This is a genomic window from Paenibacillus sp. J31R34, from assembly GCF_059383715.1.
Genome location: NZ_JBXENU010000012.1, coordinates 137,614 through 163,590, shown reverse-complemented (window position 1 = coordinate 163,590; position 25,977 = coordinate 137,614). Strand labels below are relative to the sequence as shown.

Below are 25,977 nucleotides of genomic sequence, written 5' to 3'. Positions count from 1 at the left end.
CGAAATAAATGGCTGCATCAGCCTTCTTGAGTTTGTATATCCTTCAATTTGTCGACCAATTGGTATTCCTTGCGAAAATGAATCGGCGACTTTCCGGTATACTTTTTAAACGCGGCATAAAAATGATTTTTACTGGTCAAACCGATCATTTCACATATCGTTCCTGCCAAATGATCCGTTTCCAGCAAGAGCTGCTTTGCCTTCTCAAAACGATAATCGGTCACATATTGGGTGATGGATTTTCCTGTCTGATCTTTAAATATTTTGCGGGCATAATTGGTAGATAAGCCTACTTGCTCCGCCAACCCTTCCACCGACAAATTGGGATTAGTGTATTCTTGCTGAATGAGGTCCGTAATGATCAAAACGACCTTCACATTTTTCTGCGATGAATTTTGATCTCTCCGCTCCATTATTTGCTCGCATACCGCTTGAAATTCGATTTCCATTTGCTCAATCGTTTCTTGCTTTCTGATTTTCTCCGGCAGGGCCGAGATGCCATTGTACATTAAATCCTCTTCGTTCAGCATACCTTTAAAAATTCTGATCATGCTTCCGCAAAGCTGGGATAGGAAGAACATAATTTCATCATAAGGATAACCCTTTAATTCATGAAAAAAATCGCCAATCGCCTGCTGGAGCTTCTCCCGCTCCCCCATCTTCAGGCTGTCCGTTATCGCTTTCTCGAAAGCGCTAGGGTATTCATGCTCCTTCTGCTCATTAGCGCGAATATCCTCAAATGTGATGAAAGCATGATGACCGTAAATCAAACGATAGCGGGACGCATGATAGGTCAAATTCCAGGAATGCGGAATTTCTTCTATCGTATGAACGACGCTGCCAACCGCAGCCGTCACGCTGATTTTTAAATACGAGGAAATGCTAGCCTGAACATCCTGAATCATTTTCAAAATATCCTGCTGCGTGAGCTCGCTTTCGGATGCCCAATGCAGCAGCATGACAATGCCATCATCCTGATCGTCAAACACGGAGGCTTGAAGCTGGCCTGCAATAATTTCCTCGGCAATATTGGCCGCAGCATATTTAATTAAGGACACATCCATTAAATCCATCCGTCCAAAATGCCGCTCGTAACCGTCCAAGCGCAGCATGCACACCTGAAACCGGTCGCCCTTAAAGCGAATGCCCAGCTCTGAAAGCTGCTTGTCGTGCACATGAGGAACGTAACCGCCTTTCACGACGAAGGTCAGCAGTTCCTTCCTTCTCGCAGGCCTATAACCCGAAATATTATGCTGTAAATCGCTCACTTTGCTTTCCAAATGCTGAAAGGATTTGGTTAAAAACTCATATTCATTAAGCTGTGCGCCTTCGCGCAGCTCTCCGAGAGAGGAGCCTACTCGTTTAATCAGCCGATGAATCGGGGTGTAAATTAAGCGAATGGAGAACAGCACCGTCAGCGCCGCAATCGTGATAAAAATAACGGTCAGCCACACAATAAATTGCTTTAATTTATCTACCTTCGTGAGCAGGCTGTTTATCTCGGCCATGCCAATGAAGCTCCAGCCTAAAGAATCCGCTTTCATATATGAAATCAAATAGCTTTTGCCATTAATCTCTTCTCTCAATTCACCTTTGCCGGATTTCGATAAAATCACTTTCTTAATATGCGCCTCGCTCCCCCAATTTTGGTTGATCAGGCTGGGATCAGAATGAGAGATAACGGTCCCTTCCTCGTTAATGATCATCGATTGGAGGGACTCGTTGCCGATGCCTTTGGTGACTAGATTTTGCAGCGTCTGCTGGTCCAGGTTTACAACAAACGTACTATCCACGATTTCTTTGGTCGCATATTTGGAATAAACAAGCGAGATCAGGTTTTTGTCTATTTTAAGATCTGATTTAAAGGCGGCCAAGTGACGCGGTATAAAAATGCCCAGCTTGGACGTGTTCGTATTTTTAATAATTTGCGTCATATCTTTATCGTAAAAATCGTCTACGGTTTGCAGCATCGTCTCCGACGAGAAAACGGTATCATTTTCAAAATTATAAATATATATCGATTCAATTAAGGGGTTGGCTGCTTTTAAATCAATTAAATATTGATTTATTCGGTATGTATCCAGAACGGAAAATTGTTCCCCATACAACCCATTAATGATATGCTCGTTGCCAATATAGACGGATGAAAAATAATGATAGGTCGATGAAAGCAGCACATTGGCCGTATTAAAGGATTGATTATTCATCGTCTCCACCGAGTCGAAAATATCATCGGTCAAATTTCCCGTCACTTTATCGACGACAAGAAAGGAAAAAATACCGATTAATATAAAGCTGACAATCAAATAAGAGAAGATCATTTTCAACAATAACTTGCGCTGCTGCACGAATTGCTTAATACCCCACATTCATTGCTTGCCCCCTTGCCTTCTCTACTTCAAAAACTACGAATCATAATGATGATATCATGCGCAGATAAGAGAAGGAACAATAATGGGGATTAACTGGAGGCCAGATCAGCAACGAATTTTAATGAAAAGTATGTAGGATGATGATATTGGCTGAATTAGTGCTGCGTTATACAAGCTTATGCTTGTGAACCCTATTAACGATTTCTGAAGATACAAACATAATACTAAATAGGATCAGCAAAATAAGGGGTACCATGAACATTCCAAATTGGCTTGCAATAATCCCCATTAATAATGGAATCATTGAGAGAAACAAAGACTGAATTAGAACAGAAAATCGCCTATTTACAGCAAATGACTGAACGAATTGAAGCAAGAGAGCGAAAGCTGGAAAAATATCAGCATATGCAAGCTCAGCCACTACGCGTAATACAAGCCAAGCTATCACCAGTCCGCTCTTTTAATTTTCAGGATAAAGAAATGGTGCAGTTGTATCTGGATGAACCGAGACAAGCAAATGAATGCAGAGGAATTTTGGAGCACTTCACAACGTTTGGGGTACAAGCCAGGTCATATTATTTGTAAATATCTTGTTTCAACCAAGGAAGAGGGACAAGAACTGCGTAATTTTTTCGAGGCATGGCTAGAGATTGATTAATTGATTCCCCTCTTGCCCGCCATACAATTGTGCTAAGCACGAGACGTGTTTGGGAAGCAGAAAGCCGCTCCATTAGAGAGCGGCTTTCTGCATTTAATAACCATCAATAATCTTTGATAACCATTGATATCCTCGCGGATTCAATCGTATTCTATTTTTATGAACCGCCAATCGTCTTAATCACCGTATCAAATGGAGCTAATTCCAACGTTTGCTGCCCGTATTCCGTATCAATTGTCGTGCTTTGAAGCTGGTCGCTGTTGTTGATCACAACGAGTATTTTACTTTCCGGATAATAAGCACACTCCGTATATAAGTTATCGGTCATGTATTTTGTATCATGCAGCTCATTACCGGCATAGCGAATCAGGTTCAGCAGCAATCGGGTATTTTCTAAGCTGAATTCGAACGTAGGAAGGTAGATCCCCTTTCCTTTGCCAAAAGCATGCGTAGACAGGGTGATTTTCCCGTCCACTTCCTGTGCTACCGCAGCCGAACCGTCGGTCAGATAAATGCCTTTTTTAGCTGTAATGCTTGCCCCAACAGGCACCAGGCCGTGCTCGTCACGGGCTTCATAAGTCCATTTGCCATGAACGACTCGGGCGCCGGTATCCTCATCCAGACCGAGAATATGGGCCATTCTGAAAAAGCTGTCATACCCTTCAACCGCCGAAGGCTGGTTAACTCCGATAAACGTTCCACCCTCATACACCCATTTGGTCAGCATGTCCACGCATTTGCTGTCGTTCCAGTGCCGTCCTCCGCTCCAGGCTGAACCGGCCGAACCGGCATTGATCACCACATCATAGTTTTGCAGCTGTCCCTGACGAATATCCTCAAAATCGATGAATCCGACCTCAACCGGCAAGCCAGATAGCGCCTCATTAATATGAATCAAATCATGCATATACGTCTCATGAAAATGGCCAGACAGCGTCCACGATCTCAGCTTGCCCCAGCTGTGCAGAACAGCAACCTTCGTCTTGATCTGATAAGGCTTGCCTTGCTGATGCAGCTCTTTGATCTCCCTGAATTCATTGGCAATCTTCTCGATATAATCGCAGAAATCCGGGTAAGGCTCTACCAGATGCAGGTAGCCGCCCAAGCCAATTCGATCGATCGGCTCTCTTAGCAGAGCCCGGCGGATATTAATCCAGTACTTTTTAGCATCCAGCGTAGGGTCGCCGCCCTCCATGAAGGTAGGCAGTCCGCCTAAGCCGACCGGGAACAAATAAGGATGCAGCCGGATTTCATGCGTGTCCACTTTTATTCCGGAACACATCCGTGCTTCATAACCCGAGAATACGCATTTGATCATCCCGTCGAAGCCAAACTCCTGAAAGCGGTCATTATAAGGTTCCATGCCTACCCAGCTATCATCATAGAAAACGTACGCCAGCTTGCCGTGGTTATGCACAATGTCAATCAGCTGTTTGCTGAAGCCGATGACAAAATCATTAATAAATGCCATCCAGTCTAGCTTGCGCTGCTCCGCCGGAATATGACTAACGCGATATTTGCCGCCATTTACAAAATCCTCGGCCGTCAGCGAATAGCCGTACTTCTTGGCGAACAGATCAAGCGCTTTTGCGCTCACCGTGAAATCATAGGAGCCCCAATCCGAGAACAGATGGCGGTTGCGCTCACTGCTGCCCCAGATCCAGGCGAAATTATAAAATAAGGAGGTGAACCGGACGACCGTCGTTTCCTTATGCTGGGCGCACCAGTTTTCCATCCAGTCCAGCATATACGCTTGCGTTTCCGAATACATCGGATCAATCTGCATCAAATGCTCTTTGTTCCAGTTATTCGTGGTGTGATTGTACATGGAGATTTCTTCCCAGATTCGGTAGGCCATGAAGCTGACCGTGTATTTATGCCAAGGCACAATGCCGGTAAGGACCACATTCCCCGATTCGCGGTCATAATTCCACTGCTCTCTCGGAACCTCTTCTCCGGTCGTCCGGTCAACAATTTGCCAATACTTGAACGCTTCTTTGGAATCATTTACTCTGAACTGCTCAGCGAAGAAGTCCTCCATCAAATAAACGGATAAATAATCCTGCACCGCTACCTTCGGATTCGTAATTAAAAAACACTGCTGCAGCTTATCCAGATTTTGCGACGCCCACTCATTATGGTCTCTTACGATACAGATCGTAGAATAGATACCGTACCCTGCGTTAATAATCTCATCGGACAACTTCGTGCCGTCACTGTCACGAATGACATCGGCGCCCCAGCGCTCTGCTAATTCCAGAGTCAGTGCCTCATAACCAGCTTCACCCGGCAGGGTAAAGGCCCCCGTCGTTTTTTTCGACAAATGGATTCCCTCCTATTTGAGCATATCGGATAGAAAAGCGAGTGCTAAGCCTTGTCCCCAGCCCTGTGTCCAATCTTTTGGGATGTTGCGGTACCCTTCCCGATCCTTCATGACTGCCGTTCCGCCAGATACAGCCAATACCCGTCCATCCTCGCTAATGTTATCCATGATGCCATTGAGGGCTTTCTGTACATATTTGGTGTGCAGCGGATTGCCGTTATTGATCATGGCCGCCGCAATGCCGCAGGACGCTGATACCTCTTCATAAGATTCTAGGTCATCAAGCAAGGTACGCCACAAACCGTTCTCCGTCTGCACAAGCTTCAGTGCGGCCAACTGATCCCGCAGCGAGCACTCCACATCCATACACGGCGGATACAAATACCATTCCTTCAACAGCGGCTTAACCTGCGACATTGTATAAGCGCCCCATGCATTCGCTCTCGCCCAGTAAAACCCGGACATGTGGTCCTGCTTCACATTATTGTAGCCATGGTACCAGAGCCCCGTACTAGGGTTTTGCAGATATTTAATATGCCAGTAATATTGATTTAGGGCATCCTGAATCATGGCCTGGTCTTGCAGCTTGCTTCCGACCCGCAGCAGGAAAAAAGCCGCCATAAACAGCGTGTCCGCCCAAGCCTGCTCGGGAAAATCGTTAGAAACGGATACGGTATGCTGCAGCACATTGTCTCCGAATCTCAGTGCACTATTTTGGAGATAATCCACCTTGCTCATCACAATATCCCAATATTTCTGATTTCCCGTTTCTTCATACAACGTAATCAGCACATGGCCCATCGCACAGGTGTTGACCGTCCAGCTCGGCAGGCCCAGCTCAATATATTCATCCGCCCAACCGATAAGCGCATCCAGATACTCTTTATTTCCTGTTGCCTGGTAAGCTCTGGATACACCATAATAGGCTACTCCGCAAGGCCAGTCCCATGTTAAATCCATGGCTAGTGTTTTTCTCGTAACTTTGTCGATAACGCTTAAGATCTCTTCCCTGTCATAAGTAATTTGAAGCATTATAAATACCCCTCTCCTTCGCACATGTCTCCCAAAGGCGCCTGAGAGCCATCTGACTGATTGTAAACGCTTTATAATCTCTATTGTAAGCAGTAAAATGGTCTATTTCTAAGCATATTCGCAGAAAAAATGTGCAATTTCAATCATTTATTCTTGTTCACTCATTGAATTTGGCAGGACTTTCACCTATAATCAACTCAAATTAACGTAATGGGAATGGGAGTGTGGAATATGCCTAGAAAAAAGAAGCCCATCATTGAATACCGCCACTACAGCTTGCCTATCAGCTTCCCAGTCTTGCTGTTAAGCGGGGAACGCTGGCGGATTTCGGATGTCAAAAGCGAGCATCTTCATTTCCACAACCATTTGGAAATCGGTATCTGCTATTCGGATAGCGGCATGATGGAGATTAAAGGAGAAACGGTCCCTTTCAAGGCAGGCGATGTGACTTTCCTTCCTAGATATCTTCCCCACACCACGTATAGCTCGCCTCACACAGCCAGTCTATGGTCCTATCTCTTTTTTTCACCTGAGGATCTATTTCAGAATTCCTTTAAAAGCGCTTACAGCAGCTTCGAGCCGAACCTGTGGAGGATGCAGGGAAAGAACTGTATTTTAAACAAGGAGCAGTATCCCAAGGTTTATTCCCTTGCTACGTCCATTGTAGAGGAATTGAAGCAGCAGAAGCCTTATTATCAGGAAAGCGCCTATGGCCAATTGCTATCCCTCTACATAGAGCTCATTAGAATTCATTCCACGAATGAATTGCTGGCTGAACAAGAAGCGGAGCATAGTCTGAAGAGCGATTTTGTCATCTCTTCAGCACTAGAATATATAACGACAAACTATATGACCCCTATTACTATCGATTTTTTGGCTGAGCTATGCCACTTAAGCACCACCCATTTCCGCAGAAAATTTCATGAAATTATGGGCAGCGCCCCTCTTGATTTTCTGAACAGCACCCGGATCGAGGAAGCCTGCAAGCAGCTGAAAAGCTCGGATGCTTCCATCCTCTCCATCTCCGAGCAGGTCGGCTTTCATTCCATTTCCAGCTTCAATCGCGGCTTCTCTAAGCTTATGGGAGTATCCCCAAAAGAATGGCGCAAGGGAGCTAAATCCGAAGCACAATCGGCAAAGGCGTCGATTTTGGAGTTTACGGGGTGGGTTTGAGGTGGAGGCAGCAGGGGCAAGGCAGCATGTGGTAATAATCGATGAACTGCTGGCAGACAAGCAAAATTTTCACGACAAGGAGGACATTTATGAATATTCCCAGAGGCACCTACGGCTTCCGGTTTGCTGAAGATAAGGAGCTGCAGTTGTGCGTATTATATGCGGCCGGATATGACGCTATCACCGATCCCGCTTACTGCTGGGACGGCCTGGAGCGGAATGATGGTCCTCTTCTGTTGTTCCAATACACCATCTCCGGTGAAGGCGTGTTTGAGTCGGAAAACCGGACTTACCGGGTTACTGCGAGGCAAGCTTTTCTCGCTGAAATTCCCGGACCGCACCGTTATTACTACCATCCGGATGCAAAAGAACCATGGCGGTTCCTGTTTTTGCTGTTCCGGCCCAACTTGATTTTGCCCCATTGGCGCAAGTTTTTGCGTGCTGCGGGGGAAGTCCCCCATTTGCCCGCAGACTGTGCGCCAGTCCGGCTGTCGCGGATGATTGTGGCTGATGCGGGAGCAGGAAGAATCACAGATCCGCTGATTGCTTCCTCCTGCGTCTATCAATTCGTGACAGAGCTCGCCAGAATGCAGGTAACCACACTGCGAGACAGGGACAACTGGTCAATGAATATTAGGCTCGCAGCCGAATTTATAGAGCACAACTATTCCCGGATGGTCAGTATGGATCAGCTTTCCGAGCATGTCTCCCTGTCCAAATATCATCTGATTCGCCGCTTCTCGGCTAGTACGGGCCTGACTCCCGGTGCTTATTTGACCCGCGTGCGTACGGAGAAGGCGATGGAGCTACTGCGGGGAACCAGCCTGAGCATTGAAGCGATAGCTGAACGGATTGGCTACTCCAGCGGGAGCTATTTCATTAAGGCGTTCCGCAGCCTGACTGGGCTTACTCCGGGAGAATTCCGGAGCGGCAGCGAAAGCCTAAGCTACCAAAGGCTATTTTTCGACTGAACCGCAATATAGTGCTATTATGCACGCAAGATTACTATAGATATCGCTAATCTCCTTTATTATGATGAATTTAGGAAGAGCAATAATTAAATAGTAAAGGAGCTTTACCATGAATCATAAGCTTATAGCACCAACTCCGCCGCTTGGCTGGAACAGCTGGGATTGCTACGGCGCGGCCGTCACAGAAGACGAAATCCGCGGCAATGCCGAATATATGGCAGAACATCTCAAAGACTTCGGCTGGAGCTACATTACCGTTGATATTCAATGGTACGAGCCCTTTGCAAATTCTTCACAATATCGTCCATTCGTTCCGCTGGTGATGGATGAGCATTCCCGGCTGATGCCTGCCGAGAACCGTTTTCCTTCCGCAGCGGGCGGGCAGGGCTTCAAGCCTTTAGCCGATTATGTCCATAGTCTTGGGCTGCAATTCGGCATTCACATTATGCGCGGCATTCCGCGGCAGGCCGCTCACGCCGCTACCCCTATCTTAGGCACAGCTGCGACAGCACGCGATATTGCGCATACGAACTCCATCTGTCCATGGAATACGGATATGTACGGCATAGATGCGTCTAAGGAAGGCGCTCAGGCCTACTACGACTCTCTCTTTCAATTGTACGCAGAGTGGGGTGTCGACCTCATAAAGGTAGACGACATCGCTGCTTCTAGACTATATGATACCCACCAGCCGGAGATAGCTCTAATCTCCAAGGCGATTGAGCGCTGCGGCCGGCCTATGGTGCTGAGCCTGTCTCCTGGACCTGCTCCGGTAGAATACGCGGAGTTCTTCACCGAGCATGCCAACATGTGGCGGGTTACGGACGACTTCTGGGATCTGTGGCCGCTGCTGCTGGATATGTTCGACCGCTGCCGAAAATGGCAAGGCGTCCCGGAGGCTGGCTGTTGGCCAGACTGCGACATGCTGCCCCTCGGGCACATCGGCATCCGCTCGGTGGATGGCGGCGGGGCAGACCGCTGGACCAGATTCACGCGTAATGAGCAGCTGACAATGATGTCGCTCTGGAGCATTTTCCGCTCGCCACTGATCTTCGGCGGTGAATTGTGTGACAACGACGACTGGACGCTTTCGCTGCTTACCAACCGCGAGGTTCTGCGCATGCACCGGGAGAGCTATGGCGCCAAGGAAGCCCTCTGCCAGGGAGATCTCATCGTCTGGACAGCCGAACACACCGATGGCGCCCGCTATGCTGCCATATTCAACGTTGGCGATAACCCGCTACCACTGAATCTGGCCATTGAACAAATCGGCCTGACGGGCGCTGCCGACGGTACTGAGCTGTGGAGCGGAGAAGCTGCCGAGCTACAAGCAGGCTCGCTGCAAGGCACGATACAGCCGCACGGCGTACGCCTCTATCGCTTCGTCTAAGCGTTCAACAACAACAAAAAGAGATCCGCTATCATAAGCTGGATCTCTTTTTGTTTCTCTTTTTTTATCCATTTAATTATCGCATTCATCATCTTCGTTCGGGTGAACGCAGATTACTATATTCTGATCGTGATTACAGAATCCCGAGCCATGCTTTCATTAAAAAAGAGCAGAAGCCGCCTGTTATCTCAGGCGACTCCTGCTACAAGAATATGGATTCCTTCATACAATAAGTTACTCCTCAGACAGAAAGCCTTTTTCAACCCGTACAGGCCCAATGAACCCGCTCGGTTCCTGCTGCGAGAACGCCGACAAATAGTCGCGTTGCTCCTTCACCAGCGTATTCGCTACTTCAATGACAAGCTTATTTTTTCCTTTTTTCAGCAGAGTACCGATTTCGAACTGATATGGTGGACATATCCGCACGCCAGCTTGCTCTCCTTTACACTAACCGAATCCACAAAAATATAAATGGGAACCACATCACAGTCGATCTGGTTTTGCATCAATTTCTTAACAGGCTAATGTCGTCTTGAACTGCGACGCGTACAGAAATTTCCATCCCTCGGGACAGCCTTGTTATTGCTCCTTCGTTCTCTCTACCTATTTGTTGGTAGGGCGTGGTTATGATTCACTTTGCTATTCCGATTGATATTGAAGTGTACGATTAATAATATTCAATAAAGAATCTTCTTCAGAATGAATAAAGAAGTGTCCTCCATTAATGGGATAAAAAGAGCATTCCCTTCCACAAAGCTTCGACCATTCCATAGAACTAGCTTGATCGATCGTTAAATCTGCAGTTCCAGACAGTATAGAAACATTGATCGTTAATGCGGGATACTCATGAGGATAAGATCTGTTCTCTATGAGAGAAAAATCAGATCGAATAATCGGTAAAAATAACTCGAGTAATTCTTTGTTTTCGGCGAACTCTTTGGGAGTCGCACCTAGCATAACCAACTCATGAATCAAATGATCATCATCCAGAGCGCTGTATATCTTTTTCCTATTCGAAGTTGGCATTGACATTCCTGACAGAAATACATGCTCTGGCTTGTAGAAGCCCTTTCTCTGAATTTTATGAGCTAATTCAAATGCCAGTATTCCTCCCATACTATGGCCGAATATGGCGTATGGACTATTGCCTGTCTTAGAAATCACCATATGATATAAATCATCAACAGCTGACTCTATGTTCAAGTATGGAGGCTCTCCGAAGCGTGCCCCTTTGCCCGCAAGCTCTAACGGTATCACATCAATGAAAGGCTGTAATTCTTTTTTCCATCGAGTATATATTGCAGCAGATCCTCCTGCATACGGGATAGTAAATAGCTTGGTTCTATTCATGTCTCACCTTTTCAGGCCTTTCATCTAGTGTCTGTTCCAGATTTAGTCCAACGATTTGGACTTGATTCAATATGGCCTTGATATCCTCAATGGTCGTTCTAGGGTTTAACAAGGTGAACTTTAAACAGTTTCTCCCTTTAAAACGGGTTCGAGCCAACACAACTTCCCCCTTATTTAGAAGGATGTCACGAATTGCAAGGTTAATCGAGTCTTCTCTTTCAGCTATACCTGATTGTGACCAGTAACGGAAAACAATCGCATTTAGAACCGGCTGATTGATCAGTTGAAGCGATGGATGGTTTGAGATAATCGAGGCTGTTTGCTCAGCCAATTCAATTGTATAGTCCACAATCTCGCCCATCGTACGAAGGCCTACCGCCTTTAATGATACGTACAGCTTCAATGCGTCAAATCGGCGTGTAGTCTGTACGGATTTGAGCACGAGATTAGGTACCCCCGCAGCCTCATCCTCCTCCGGGTTCAGGTAATCAGCATGAATTTTTAACAAATTAAAATGGGATCGTTCATTCAGAAGAAATACGCCACAGCTTATCGATTGATAGAACATTTTATGAAAATCTACAGTTATGGAGTCAGCCTTCTCGATTCCTCGAAGACGTGCACGGTGCTGGCGACTAAGCACTAATGCCCCTCCATAAGCGGCATCCACATGAAACCATAATTGATATTGCTCCGAAATAGATGCGATGTCTTCCAGCGGGTCGATACAGCCAAAATCAGTCGTTCCTGCCGTAGCCACGACGGCAAAAGGATACATCCCTTCCGAAGTCGTGCGCTTGATAACCTCCTCAAGTTGATCAACGCTGATATTTCCGTTATTATCAACATCCAGAGCAATAACGGCTTTTTCCCCCAAACCTAGCAAGGCACAAGATTTCACAATAGTAAAATGTGCTGCCTTGGAGCAAAAGATGCGCATCTTTGACGCTTCTGGCGGGAGACCCTTCTCCTGTACATTCCAACCCCATCGTTCGGCTGCAAAGCGATCTCGGGCAATCAGCAGTCCCATAAAATTGGACATGGTTCCCCCACCTGTAAACACCCCGTCCGCTTCTTTGGGATACCCGAACTCACGACAAAGCCATTCGATCACTCGCTCTTCTACGAAAGTCGCAGCCGGACTTTGATCCCACGAATCCATGGACTGGTTCATCGCATTAATAATCGCCTCGGCGGCCAGGGACGAGATAAACGGCGGGCATTGCAAATGTGCTAAGCAGGCGGGATGGGACACATTGACAGAATGCTGCATAACGAGTTCGCCTACCTGATTCAAAATACTCGCGATATCCTCGCCATCGTCGGCGAATAACTTCAATCGGTCATTAACAAGCTGCTTCAACGCTCGTGGTGATTGTCCGCTATACGGCTTCTCTTGACAAGCAAAGCGAGACAGGATCTGCTCATTCGCCTGTTCCATCGAATACAAATATTGCGTTTGGCTGGAAGCAGCGGGAGTCAAAAAAATAGTATCTAGCTGATCCGTAAATTTCGGAGCTTTATTGGCCATGTCTGTTGTGGACTCCTTCTTTTTCGATGTGAATCCCTGACTCTAGATGACAGTCTCGGCATACATATGCAAGCTTATTGCATCCCGTATAATCGAACATCCCTTCTCTAGCAACTCCATTTCGATATTCAACGGAGGCAATATTTTCAACACGCTGTCCGCACGACCTGCTGTCTCTACGATTAATCCTTGGCGGAAGCACTGCTGTTGGATTTCTTCGACTGCACTGGGAGCAACCACCTCTGTCAGATCGATTCCCCAGATCAATCCTGCGCCGCGAATCTTAATACCGGGGTGCAGCGGCTTCACCTGCTCCTCTAGATAGCGCCTGACATATTGCTCCTTGCTTGCCACAGCACCCTCCAAATCTATCATCGCACGATATTCCAGCGCAGCCGTAGCTCCAACGAAAGCTAATTGATGTCCTCTGAACGTACCATTATGTTCACCTGGCTTCCATATATCCAGCTCGGATTTCATCAACACGAGCGACATCGGAATTCCAAATCCGCTTATCGATTTAGACATCACAACGATATCTGGTACAATCCCTGCCTGCTCGAATGAAAAAAAAGTACCCGTTCGTCCACACCCTACCTGTATCTCATCACAAATAAGCAAAATATCGTGTTTGTCACATATTTCACGAAGCCCTTGCAGCCAAGAAGCAGATGCCACGACGACCCCACCTTCAGCTTGGATCGTTTCAACAATGATCGCCGCAGGCTTATCAATGCCAGAATGGCTATCTGATAGTACATGCTCTAAATAAGCTAGCGTATCAAAGGATTCGAAAAATCCAAATGGGAAGGGCATAAACGTAACATTGTGCAATGGGACCCCCGCTCCTTCGCGTTTCTGCCGATTGCTTGTAGCCGACAGGCTTCCGAGCGACATGCCGTGGAACCCTCCCATGAAGGAGAACACCTCAGGACGCTTTTTTATTTTTCGAGCCAGCTTTAATGCACTTTCTACCGCATTCGTTCCTGTCGGGCCAGAGAACTGAATTTTGTAGTCAAGCTTGCGAGGCTTCAACACGTTCTCGACGAACGTTTCCATGAATTCTCTCTTGGCTACCGTGTACATATCCAAACCATGCGTCAGACCGTCGTTGTTGATATAATCCACAATCCGGTTCTTGATATAGTCATTGTTGTGTCCGTAATTTAATGCCCCTGCTCCTGCAAAAAAATCGATAAAAGCTTTTCCGCATTCCGAGTACATCATTGCTCCCTTTGCCCGTTCAAATACGAGCGGAAAGGAACGGCAGTAGAACCGCACATTCGATTCGAATTGTTCAAATATTGACATTTCACTTCCCCTTTGACTGCATGATTAGGCCTGCTCCCGATTGATTAAACGTTCTAATTCGGCAGAGAATTCATGCGGAATATCGACACGTACTACCACTACCATGATGTTCTTCATTATTCCGTAGGAGCCTCTCATCGGAATTTGCTGCTTCAACCGAATTTCGAATTGGGGATCGTCTACTCGCATGTAAGCAAGATAAGTATCCTTCGATACTTTATCTCCGAAATTAAGCCCCTTCGCCTTGCCAATGGACTCAATGCTGCTTATTGGTATAATAATGCTGCTTTGAAAACCTAGACGTATGGCAAGATGATCTTCGTTCAATGTAATCGGAAGATAACGAACCGAATTATGCAGGGCGATCATGTACAAAATACCGTATACATTAAGAACAAGCAAAATCCAGGCCAGCACTTCGTTCCATCGGCTCAAGAGAAAATGTAAGCCTATCGCCTCTAAGGCGATGAGAATTACAAAGACGACTACGGTCGTTTTCACTTGTGATTCTTTATGATACGTATAGTAACCCGATTCGGGCATTTTCGGTTTCTTAAACCAGACGACTAACGAATAATAGAAGACGCTCATCTCGGACAATACGATCTCCAGAACAACACCATTACCCAATACGGGAAGCAAAGCTTCCCGCATAATATCAATCGGCTGCAGCTGTTCTTTGCGATCTACCGCTTTGTAGCGTTTAACGATCGTATATATCCGATAAATGAGGTATGGTACGAGAATGATCTCAAGAACGGGAACCATCCATCGTAGGATCGACTGCAGGAAACCTCTTTGCTCTACAGGAGTTAACCAATATACGAGTCCTACCGACACTACAAATACGACATAAACAAATTCCTTTGGCCGAGAACCCGACTTCATGCAAAGAAAATAAAAAAGCAGAGGAATAAACACGATAACGGTCACAATCGATGCGTTAATGGTATACGCGCCCACATCCATTTGCCGAAGAAAGAAAAACAGGCATCCAGCCAACAAAACGGTCATTACGATAAAAAGGATTGCTCCGCCATTTCTTACTCCACCCTTGTGCTCGTGCTTTTTGACTAAATCGTCTGAGTAACGCAACTAATCACCCCAAAATCCAATAATTTTACCGTCACCAATCCTTACAGCAACTTCGTACTGCTATGCTTGTAGCCCCGTCAACGTACTTGCGGAAGACTGGAGTCCAGGGAGCTGAAGCTCCCCCAGCTTCAGCTCTGGATCGTCCATCACCTGCTGCAGAACGGCAACAAAATCGTCAGCCATCGTTACAATCGTATCCTCTGTAAACAGTAGCGTGCTATAGGCGAGTTCCATATAGAGCGTATGCTCTCCTTCCGCCGCTGCCAAATAAAAATCATATTCGGCCACGTTCCAATCGAACGGATATCCCGTTATGCTTAAACCTTCCGCCTGGATATCAGGCAGTTCAATATTGAGGAAGGAGAAGGCCGTGTCATAGATTGCGCTTCTACTCGGATCCTGGGGAGCGTTCAGCTTGTCGACCAGCAGCTCGAACGGATAATTCTGATGATCATACGCTTCCAATAACGTCACTTTTACTTCCTTCAGCAGCTGGCAGTAGGTTTTATCCGGCTTCGGATAATTTCGTAACGGTATGGAGTTGATAAACAAGCCGATCATTCTCTCCAGCTCCTGCGACGTGCGCGCTGCGGCCCACGTTCCAACGATAATGTCCTCCTGACCTCTGGAATACTTCATCAAGAACGCGTTATACGCCGCTAACAGCGTCATATACAGCGTCGTATTTTGCTGCAGGCTGTACTGCCTGAGACGCTGCGTCAGCTGCTCCCCGATTTCGAATTTATATTGCGTTCCTACCATCTGATGAGTTCCCGGTCGAGGATAATCCGTTGGCACTTGCAAGACCGTAAGCTCTCCTGAGAGCTTGTTGATCCAGTAATCTTCTTCGCGTTTCAAATGACCGTCTCGGATTTGATCGAATTTCCAAGCAACATAGTCCTTGTAGTGAATACGGATCTCAGGAAGTTCCACCTTGCCGGCATACAGCGTCATTAACTCATTAAAGAATACAGTAAATGAAGTGCCGTCTGACAAAATGTGGTGCATATCAAACATCAACAAGTGCTTTTGTTCCTCCACTTGAAGAAGCTTCACGTGAAGGAGCGGTGCCTGTCCAAGATCAAACGGTCGAATATGCGCATTAGCCAATCTAGGCAGTTCTTCTTCCCGGGCAGGCTCAACGTTAAGTGCAAACGGAACCCCGTCATGAATACGCATCATCAGCTCGTCGTTAACTTTCTCGAATGATGTGCGGAGCACTTCGTGACGAGCAATCATCTGTCGGAAGCAGTTACTCAAGCGCTCAACATCAAGCTCCCCTTTTATTAACAGCATTTGGGGGATGTTATATGCCGTATTATTCATAGCTACCTTATAAGTGTAGGCTTGATATGAGGTAGCAGGATATAGCTCCCTCTTCTCAAGGGGCTGAATCTGCTCGAACTTATTGACGACAGCAGCATCCAATAAACGAGACTGTCCGTAGACGGTAGGTGCTTCAAAAAATTCCCGCAGCGAAAGGCTGATTCCCATCTCTTCATTAATCCTCGAGACCGCTTGTGTTGCTTTCAGCGAATGGCCTCCGCATTCGAAAAAATTGTCGAATATACCGACATTCTGAACGCCCAATACGTCCTCCCATATAGCTGCAAGCTTGCATTCTGTGAGCGTAGCAGGGGCCTTATACGAAACAGCCGGCATGTCATTCGGCTCAGGAAGAGCGAGCTCGTTGATTTTGCCGTTGGCGGTAACCGGTATTCTCTCGATAGCGACCATATGCCGCGGAATCATATAGTCCGGCAGCGTCTGGGCCAGCCAGTTGCGCAGCTCGGCTGCGCTCCATTCCTGCCGCGCTGCAATATAGGCTACCAGCTGCTTTTCTCCTCCAGCCTGCTCCTTCGCTACCACCGCCGCCTCGTCTACCGCTTCATGCTCCAGCAGCCGCTGCGCAATCTCGCCTGGTTCAATCCGGTAGCCCCGTATCTTGATCTGGCTGTCGATCCTTCCCATATACGCTATATTTCCGTCCTCCAGCCACTTGGCCAGATCGCCCGTCCGATACATCCTTCCCTCCGCCTCGAACGGGTTGTCGATAAACTTCTCGCCCGTCAGCTCCTCACGGTTCAAATAGCCTTGCGCCAGCCCGTCTCCCGACAAACACAGCTCTCCGGGTACTCCGATCGGTTGAAGCCCCCCTGTACGGCCGACGATATACGCCCTCACATTGTCAATCGGCCTACCAATCGGCAAGTTCCACTCCAGCTTCTCCACTGGACTGCTGGTCGCGACTACCGTATTTTCCGTCGGGCCATAGTTGTTCACCAGCCGGTAATTCCGCTTCCGGTACGTCTTCAGCTTGTCTCCTCCCGTCAGCAGCAACCGTAGCGAGCGATTATCCAGCTCCATGAACTGCTCGCAAAATTGCGTCGGAAGGAAGCTGATCGTAATGCCATTACGCTCGTAGTACGCATTCAACTCCCGGACGTCCAGCCGGATCTCGTCATGAATGACATAGAGCGATGCGCCCGCGATCAGGTAAGGGAATACCTCCCACACCGATGCGTCGAAGCCGAACCCAGCAAACTTGGTGCTGCGATCCGCTTCCGTCACCTCAAATGCCCGGTTGTGCCAGCATGCCAGGTTGGTCAGAGAACGATGCGCCACCGCTACGCCTTTCGGCTGCCCCGTCGACCCGGATGTGTAGATGACGTATGCTCGCCGTTCCGTGCCGCCCAGCGGAGCCGGATTGGCTGCTGATTCTTCATTCAGCTCCTCGGCCGTCAGATCCAGCGTCGTTCCGACGAACATCCGTCTCTCCATCAGTCCCCGGTGCGTTAGCACCAGCTTCGTTCCGCTGTCGCGCAGCATGTGGGCGATCCGCTCTGCCGGGTATTCCGGGTCGATCGGCATATACGCCGCTCCCGACTTCAAGATGCCGAGCATCCCCGCTATCATGTCCGGTGAGCGCTCCATCAAAATGCCGACAATCGCATCCGGCGCCGCTCCCCGTCGACGAAGCGCGTGCGCGATCCGGTTTGACCGTTCGTTCAGCTCGCGGTATGTCCACATCTCCTCCCGCCAGACGACCGCCGGCCGATTAGGCACACGCTCCGCCTGCTGTTCAAATTGCTCGTGGACCATGGATTCGGTCGGGTGATCAACGCTTGTATCGTTGAACGTCCGCAGCAGCTGCTCCCGCTCTTGCTCCGTCACGATATCGGCCTCGCTCAACCGCAGCTCCGGGCGGTGCACGATCTGTTCCAGCAGACGGACGAAATGCCCCGCCATGCGCTCAACCGTGCTCCGTTTGAACAGCGCTGTGCTGTATTCCAGATCAAGAAACAGCTCGCCATTTTCGCTTTCGCTGACACTTAACGTGAGATCGAACTTGGAAGTATTGCCGCCACCGTCCTTCTCCGTCATACGATGATTCCCCAGACGATACTCGTTATCTAGCCGTTGTTGATAAGTAAGAACCGTGTCAAACAAAGGATTACGGCTCATGTCCCGGCGCAATTGAGCCTTCTCAAGAAGGTTCTGCAGGGCATACTCCTGATGCGTATGAGCGGATATGACCCGTTCCTTGACTTGCTGCGCAAATGCATGGAACGACTGCTCCTTCCCCGGGAACATGCGAAGAGGCAATACATTGGCGAACATGCCGACGACTCCATCCAATGAAAGATGCTTCCGGCCTGTGGTCGGCGTCCCAATAACCATGTCATCCTGACCGGAATAAAGAGAGACTAGCCAAGTATAAGCACTCATATACAGGATGAATGGCGTCATCTGCCATTGCGAACTGAGCATCCGAATGTTCAATCCGATGCGACCATCCACGTGTAAAGACACTCGACTTCCCTCAAATCTCTGGATCAATGGCCTTGGGTAATCCGTTGGCAGCTGCAGCAGCGGAACTTCTCCTTGGAACATCTCAAGCCAGTAATGCTCGGATAGCGCCCACGCTTCCGTCTGCGCGTATTGCTGCTGCCAAACACTGAAATCCTTATATTGCAGCGCAAGAGGCGATAGTTCCCGGCACTCGTACAATGCGCGAAGCTCTCGAAGCAGAACACCCACTGAAACGCCGTCTGACACAATATGATGGATGTCGATCATTAGCACCTGTCCGCCGCCAGCCTCATGGAACAGCACGGCACGGATCAGCGGCGCATGCCCCAGATCGAACGGTTTTATCAAATTGACATCCGCCGTGCTGTTACCGCTGCCAACATTTAACTTCTGAATAGTGAATTCCACACGCTCACAAATTTGCTGAACGAGCTCTCCTTCTACCATTCGGAAAATGGTGCGCAACGACTCATGCCGGTCAATGAGCTGTTGAAAGCTATGCTGGAGCCGAGCGAAATCCAATGCGGTTTCGCTCCTCAGCCATATCGGCATATTGTAAGCAACATTGCCTTTGTCCAGCTCATGAACGAAATAAATACGTTTCTGCGCATACGAAGCAGGATATTCCTTGCGGAAATCCGCAGGCTCAATGACAAACGCTGGCTCATCTGTTCCAGCTTCAATTACCGTCGCCAAATCCCGGATTACAGGTCGCCGGAATATGTCGCTCAGTGATATCGTCATTTGAAACTCGGTGCGAATACGGGATAACAATAAACTGGCCTTAAGAGAATGGCCACCTAGTGCAAAGAAGTCTGCATTTCTGCCCACCATCTCCAGACCAAACAGTTCGCCAAACATTTGGGACAAGCGTTTTTCAACTGACGTGATCGGCGCTTCATACGCCTTCGATGCTGCTTCCGAGAAATCCGGCATAGGCAGCTTTTTACGATCGACTTTCCCGTTAGGTGTAAGCGGCAATTCGTCCATTGGCCTAAAATGATCGGGTATCATATAGCTTGGCAAAGAACAGGCTAATTGCTCGCGGAGCTCGGCAGTTGACCATGGTCCGGTTGCAACGAAGTAGGCACATATACAAGGCTGTCCGCTGTCATCGTTCTGCGTCACTACGATCGCTTCTTTCACCGCCTCACAGGCAAGCAGACGATCCGCAATTTCGCCGAGCTCGATGCGGAACCCGCGAATTTTGACCATATGATCGATTCTTTCCATATATTCGATATCCCCGCTCGGGAGCAGCTTCACCCTGTCTCCCGTCCGATATAGACGCTCGCCCGGCACAAACGGATGAGGGACGAACTTCTCGGCAGTAAGTACCGGATTGTTCAGGTATCCTTGCGATAAGCCATCACCCGATAAATAGAGCTCGCCCGGCACGCCAATGGGACTCAGCTGTCGGTCGGGACTCAAAACATAAGCACCCGTGTTCGCAATCGGACGTCCTATGGGAACTGTTGCCGCCGTTTCCTCTATTTCATTAATAGGGTGGAACGTAGCAAAGACCGTTGATTCGGTCGGACCATATACATGGATCAGCTTATTGGCCCCTATACTCGATAACGCTTGGCGAACGTGCCGTACCGATACTTTCTCCCCTCCGAACAAAATCCGGCGCACATTCCGCAAAGCGTCAGCGTTAATATCGACTAGGGTGTTGAACAGCGCAGTCGTTATAAAAAATATGGTGATTTGCTCTCGATGAATACATTCGGATAACGCCTCGATATCTAATAACGTTTCCTTCGTTAAGAGCCTCAGCTGCGCACCGTTCAACAGAGCGCCGAATATATCAAATAAAGAACCGTCAAATACATAATTGGACAGTTGAAGCATTCGGTCTTCCGGCTGAATCGCGATATAATTTGTATTCATGACGACACGGCTAATGCTGTAATGAGCGGTCAAGATTCCTTTCGGCCGCCCGGTTGATCCGGAAGTATACATCACGCATGCCACATCTTCCGTTGTGCAGCCCGGCTCCAGATTGGTTTCCGGGAATCGGGCAAGCTCAAGGTCACGCCAAACGCACGTTTCCCCAGCAAACGCAAATTCGTCACTTACGCTCCCGTCCGTAATAAGCAGCCTGGCGTGACTGTCCTGAAGCATATATTCAATACGGTCAGACGGATAATCAGGGTCGATTGGGAGATAAGCCCCTCCCGCCTTCAACACCCCGAGAATGGCGATAATCATGTCGACAGAGCGATTGAACAGCAGGCTGACAACTGTGTTGGCCCCAATCCCCTTCTCGCGCAAAAGGCAGGCGAACCGGTTAGCTTGCTCATTAAGCTCTTGGTACGTCAACGTCCGATCCTCGAATGCTAAAGCGGGACGGCCCGGTGATCGTTCCGTCTGGGCTTCGAACAGTTGGGATAATATCCGGCTCTTCGGATAACTAGTCCCCGTATCGTTCCACGCATGAAGGAGCGTGTGCTGCTCCGGCTCCGTCAATAACGGGTACTCGCTGATCGGCAAATTCGGGTTCCGAGCAATGTTCCGAAGCAGCTCCGTGAAATAGCGGCTCATACGCTGCACCGTATCATGCGAAAACAGGCTCGTCGCAAATTCCATTTCGAGCAGCAAACCGTCGTCGGTTTCTATCGCAGCCAACAGCAAATCGAATTTGGCAATATTCATCTCATAAGGATACGGCGATAAAGACAATCCCTCCATATCCATTTTCTCCATATCCATGTTTTGCAAAGTGAACATCGTGTCGAATAACGGGTTTCGGCTGACATCGCGCTCCAGCTCAAGCTTCGCAATCAATTGTTCGAGTGGATATGCTTGGTTCTCGAAGGCTTGCAGCGTATTCATCTTGATATCCTGAAGAAACTCTGCAAACCTTGCGGAGCGCGCCGGGTTAATGCGAAGCGGCAGCGTATTCACGAACATCCCCATCATTGATTCCAGCTCAATTTGCAGCCTCCCGGCTATCGGAGTCCCGACCACAATGTCCGTTTGTCCGGTATATCGGCATAGGAATACATGATAGGCGGCAAGCAGCGTCATGAACATCGTCGTACCTTGCTGCTTGCAGAGCAGCTCCAATTGCTCAACTACGCTGCGCTCAAGCAGGAATGAGAGACGGTCGCCTTCAAAGTTTTTCGCAGCCGGTCTCGGATAGTCCGCGGGCAGTTCAAGCGTAGGAATATTGCCGTCAAATCGCGACAGCCAGTACTCCTCCTGTTTCATCATCGCTTCCGAATTCGAGCGCTCCTGCTGCCATACGGCGTAGTCCTTGTATTGAATTCTCGACTGTTCCAACGATGCTCCGGCATATATCGCTTTAAGCTCTTTCATGAACAAATTAATCGAGACTCCATCCGATACGATATGGTGAAAATCGAGCATAAGAACGAACTCTTCATCGGCAAGCCGCAGCACCTCTGCCCGCATTAACGGAGCCTGTTGCAAATTAAAAGGCTTTATAAACTGCTGTACATATGAACGAACGTTCTCCGCTTGCATATCAATCAGCTCAACGTGCAAGTCAATTTGCTGATGAACTCGCTGAACCACCTCGTCGTCAACGGTATAGAAAGAAGTGCGAAGCGCCTCGTGCCTCTCCACGAGAGCACGCAGAGCCTGGCTTATTCGCTCGAAGTCAAGCGAGCCGCGAATGTGCGTCATGCATGGCAAATTATAAGTCGTCCCCGATTCGTGGAACTGGTTCATAATATACAGCCTCTTCTGAGCGGAAGAAGCCGGGTATACCTTACGTTCGCCTGCAATCGGAATACTCTGCTTATTGGACCCGGAATCGTTCATTATTCGCTTGGCGAGACCTTCAATTGTAGGATATTGGAACACCTCCCGCAGAAGAAGCTCAACCTGTAATTCCGCCTGTATCCGGGATACAAGCATCGTCACTTTCAACGAATGACCTCCGCGCTGAAAAAAATTGTCGACGACGCCGATCCCCCGGACACCGAGTATTTCTTCCCAAATGCCGACCAAAGCCGATTCTACGGTGTTGCGCGGCGCTATGTAAGGAACCTCGCTCAATTGCGCAAAATCTGGCAGCGGCAGCGCTGCCTTATCTACTTTGCCGTTCGCATTCAACGCTAGCTGCTCAAGCTCGCAAAAATAAGACGGTACCATATAATCGGGCAGTTCTGTCTCCAGATGTACCCGGAGCTGGGACGTAGTGACCGGACGCTGCACGGTATAGTAGGCGCATAGGAAGTGTGCTCCTTGATCATTTTCTTGCAGGGCAACGACTGTCGCATCCTGTATGGACGGGTGCTCCCGCAAACGAGCGGCGATCTCTCCCGGCTCAATGCGGAAGCCGCGGATTTTGACCTGCTGGTCCATCCGCCCGATATACTCGATATTGCCGTCCTCCAGCAGTCGGACCAGGTCCCCTGTCCGGTACAGCTTCTCGCCAGGCACATATGGATGGTCCACGAACCTCTCCGCCGTCAACTCCGGCTGCTTCAAATATCCCTTCGCCAGTCCCGCTCCCGACAGACACAGCTCCCCGGGCACACCCCGCGGTTGTATCTGCAGTCTGCTGTCCAGCACGTAAGCCTCCGTATTCGAGATCGGCTTGCCAATCGGCACTGTTGCCGTGCCTTCTTCTATTGCTGCAACGGGATACGCCGTCGCGAATACGGTACTTTCCGTCGGACCATATACATGAATCAGCTTGCTGGCTCCCATAACCTTCAGCGCCTGTCTCACATGCGGAACCGATACTTTCTCTCCTCCGAACAGCACCTTCCGAACGCCGGCCAGGCAGGACGGGTCCACATCCGTCAGCACGTTGAATAGCGCCGTTGTGATGAAAAACACGGTAATGCCCTGCTCGCGGATCACGCTCGTCAGCTTGCGCATGTCCAGTAGCGCTTCCTGCTCCAGCAGCACCAAGGTCGCACCGTTCAACAGCGCGCCATATATATCGAAGGTCGAGCCGTCGAACGCGTAGTTGGACAGCTGCAGCAGCTTGTCCTCCTCTGTCAGCTCGATGTAGTTCGTCGCTTTCACGACACGGCTAATGTTTGCGTGCTTCGCCAACGTCCCCTTCGGCTTGCCTGTGGAGCCAGACGTGTAGATGACACAGGCTACGTCTTCCGAGCCGTTCACCGGCTCCGGATTCGTATCCAGCGAGCCGTCATCCGCCACAGCCTCCTCTATCGTAATCAGCGAGATATTCTTCTTCACGCGATCCGCCAGATGCCTTCGGCTCACCAGCCAGGCGGCTCCGCTATCCGTCAGCATGTACCGGATTCGCTCCTCCGGATACTCAGGATCAATCGGCAAGTACGCTCCGCCTGCCTTCAGCACCGCCAGCAGCGAGACGATCATCTCCGGTGACCTGTCGCTCAGCACCCCCACGATTGTGTTTGCCCTGACCCCGCGCTCACGCAAGCGATGAGCCGCCCGGTTGGCCAGCACATTAAGCTCCCCGTAGCTTAGCTCCCTTCCCTTGAAGACAAGAGCCGTCTTGCCCGCATTGCGCTGCACCTGCTCCTCGAACAGTTCCGCCAGCGTCCGCTCTTTCCCATACGCAGTCCGCGTTTGCGTCAGCTGCTCCAGCTGTTCGCTGATTTCCGAGGCTCCGGTAACATTTAGCTCCTGCAGTGCAACAGAAGGGTTATCGGCAACCTGATGAAGCAGGTTACGGAAATGCGATAGTATGCGGTGCATGAAAGGAGCATCATATACCGCTTTGTTAAACATAAATTTAAATACAAGCTCCTGTTTTGGCACGATCATCAGATTAAAGTCATAGTTGGATTGTTCGAACGTCTCGACATCCTGGATGACAAAGGGAAGATTATTTCCTATCGATGCTGTTCCATCAAAGGATGCTGCCCCGAAGTTCTGATAAGTGACAATCGTTTTAAGCAAATTGCCCTGCAGCGGACTTCCCGCCTGAATTTCGGCCAATGAAAGGTAAGCGTGGCGTTCCGACAAAAGCGAATCTTCCTGCAGCTGGCGCGCAATGGAAGCCAGGCTACTGCTGGAGTCGGCCTTCACCCGAACGGGGACGGTATTAATAAAGAGCCCCACCATTTTCTCAATTCCGGCAATCTCGGACGGACGTCCGGATACAACCGCCCCGAAGACAACGTCGTCCGTACGGTTATAACGCTGTAATAATACGCCCCATAGCGCTTGAAATAGACAGTTGGAAGTCACTTGAAACGTTTTTGCCAATTCATAAAAAGCTTCCGTACTGCTTTCATCAAGGGATAGCAGCAATTCGGCATTTTCATAAGCAGTTCCTGCCGCAGAAGGTCTTCTCGAAGGGAGCGTTGCTATCTGTTCATATCCGCTCAAATAGGAATTCCAATACAGTTGCGCCTCATCTTGGTCCCATCGCTTGAGCCATTGAATGTATTGGCTGTAAGGCATAGCCTTCTCCATCTGAACAGGGAGTCCTTGCTCGAAACACCTGTATACATCAAACAACTCACCCAAAACGATCGAGGTACACCAGCCATCCATCAGTATATGGTGGTAACTCCATACAATCTCGTATTGGTCCTCTCTGGTTCTAAAAACAGCGAACCGCATCAGAACATCCTTGGATAAGCTGAAGCCTCTCTTCCGTTCCTCCCATGCATATCTCCGAATATGCTGCTGTGTCAGTTCTACGGACAAATGGCAAATATCTTCGTGATGAACGTTGATTGCAAGCTGCTTCAGTACGACCTGGCGCGGTTTTTGCACTTTCTGATGAATAAATATCGTGCGGAATATATCATATCGATCTACGATATACTGGGCGCTTTTCTCAAACTGCTCCACATGAAAGTCGCCAGTCAGCCGGATCGTAATTTGCTCAAAATACGTCCCATTGTTGTCAAGCAAACTATGGAACAACATCCCTTCCTGCATGGAGGAGAGAGGATAAATTTTGTCTATCTCTTTCTTGTTCACGAAGTTCCTCCCACATTCGGCTGGCAGCATGGAAAGAAACCGTGGT

The 25,977-nt window shown here is 48.8% G+C and carries 13 protein-coding genes; 4 read left to right on the top strand and 9 right to left on the bottom strand.

Features of this window, described 5'->3' with window-relative positions:
• Window positions 1-17 precede the first annotated feature (17 nt).
• Window positions 18-2,369, bottom strand: a complete 2,352-nt coding sequence (locus AC50YG_RS27255; RefSeq protein ID WP_494831529.1) for an AraC family transcriptional regulator — start codon at window positions 2,367-2,369, stop codon at window positions 18-20.
• A 306-nt stretch (window positions 2,370-2,675) separates the two neighbouring features.
• Here AC50YG_RS27255 and AC50YG_RS27250 point away from each other — a divergent pair, with 306 nt between their 5' ends.
• Window positions 2,676-2,957: a hypothetical protein gene (locus AC50YG_RS27250; protein ID WP_494831527.1), complete on the top strand. Its 282-nt coding sequence runs from the start codon at window positions 2,676-2,678 to the stop codon at window positions 2,955-2,957.
• Between the two features lie 230 nt (window positions 2,958-3,187).
• On the opposite strand, the gene gnpA is transcribed toward AC50YG_RS27250, so the two are convergent.
• Together gnpA and AC50YG_RS27240 are read right to left on the bottom strand one after the other, a co-directional pair.
• Window positions 3,188-5,353 carry a 1,3-beta-galactosyl-N-acetylhexosamine phosphorylase gene (gene gnpA, locus AC50YG_RS27245; RefSeq protein WP_494831525.1) on the bottom strand — a complete coding sequence of 722 codons (2,166 nt, stop codon included), beginning with the start codon at window positions 5,351-5,353 and terminating at the stop codon, window positions 3,188-3,190.
• Between the two features lie 12 nt (window positions 5,354-5,365).
• Entirely contained in the window at window positions 5,366-6,385 is a 1,020-nt protein-coding gene (locus AC50YG_RS27240) for a glycoside hydrolase family 88/105 protein (RefSeq protein WP_473761143.1), read from the bottom strand.
• 231 nt (window positions 6,386-6,616) lie between these two features.
• Between AC50YG_RS27240 and AC50YG_RS27235 the strand changes: the two genes are divergently transcribed.
• The 3 genes from AC50YG_RS27235 (at window position 6,617) to AC50YG_RS27225 (ending at window position 9,919) form a co-directional block, all read left to right on the top strand.
• A complete protein-coding gene (locus AC50YG_RS27235; protein WP_494831523.1) occupies window positions 6,617-7,558 on the top strand; it encodes a helix-turn-helix domain-containing protein in 942 nt (313 codons plus the stop codon).
• 89 nt (window positions 7,559-7,647) lie between these two features.
• Window positions 7,648-8,529, top strand: a complete 882-nt coding sequence (locus tag AC50YG_RS27230) for an AraC family transcriptional regulator (RefSeq protein ID WP_341279192.1) — start codon at window positions 7,648-7,650, stop codon at window positions 8,527-8,529.
• Window positions 8,530-8,638: 109 nt separating this feature from the next.
• A complete protein-coding gene (locus AC50YG_RS27225; protein ID WP_494831521.1) occupies window positions 8,639-9,919 on the top strand; it encodes a glycoside hydrolase family 27 protein in 1,281 nt (426 codons plus the stop codon).
• A gap of 234 nt (window positions 9,920-10,153) precedes the next feature.
• Here the strand turns inward: AC50YG_RS27225 and AC50YG_RS27220 are convergent, their stop codons facing one another.
• From AC50YG_RS27220 to AC50YG_RS27195, 6 genes are all read right to left on the bottom strand, one after another.
• The gene (locus AC50YG_RS27220) at window positions 10,154-10,345 is read right to left on the bottom strand and encodes a hypothetical protein (protein WP_494831519.1); all 192 of its coding nucleotides are present in this window, start codon (window positions 10,343-10,345) and stop codon (window positions 10,154-10,156) included.
• Window positions 10,346-10,558: 213 nt separating this feature from the next.
• Entirely contained in the window at window positions 10,559-11,269 is a 711-nt protein-coding gene (locus tag AC50YG_RS27215; RefSeq protein ID WP_494831517.1) for a thioesterase II family protein, read from the bottom strand.
• Window positions 11,262-12,800: a pyridoxal phosphate-dependent decarboxylase family protein gene (locus AC50YG_RS27210; protein WP_494831515.1), complete on the bottom strand. Its 1,539-nt coding sequence runs from the start codon at window positions 12,798-12,800 to the stop codon at window positions 11,262-11,264. The genes AC50YG_RS27215 and AC50YG_RS27210 overlap by 8 nt, the downstream gene beginning before the upstream one ends.
• Window positions 12,801-12,842: 42 nt before the next feature.
• Window positions 12,843-14,111, bottom strand: coding sequence for a diaminobutyrate--2-oxoglutarate transaminase (gene ectB, locus AC50YG_RS27205; RefSeq protein ID WP_494831513.1), 1,269 nt, complete (start codon window positions 14,109-14,111; stop codon window positions 12,843-12,845).
• A 24-nt stretch (window positions 14,112-14,135) separates the two neighbouring features.
• Window positions 14,136-15,206 (bottom strand): hypothetical protein, encoded by a 1,071-nt coding sequence (locus AC50YG_RS27200; RefSeq protein ID WP_494831511.1) that lies wholly within the window; start codon window positions 15,204-15,206, stop codon window positions 14,136-14,138.
• A gap of 60 nt (window positions 15,207-15,266) precedes the next feature.
• Window positions 15,267-25,931 carry a non-ribosomal peptide synthetase gene (locus AC50YG_RS27195; RefSeq protein ID WP_494831509.1) on the bottom strand — a complete coding sequence of 3,555 codons (10,665 nt, stop codon included), beginning with the start codon at window positions 25,929-25,931 and terminating at the stop codon, window positions 15,267-15,269.
• Window positions 25,932-25,977: the final 46 nt, after the last annotated feature.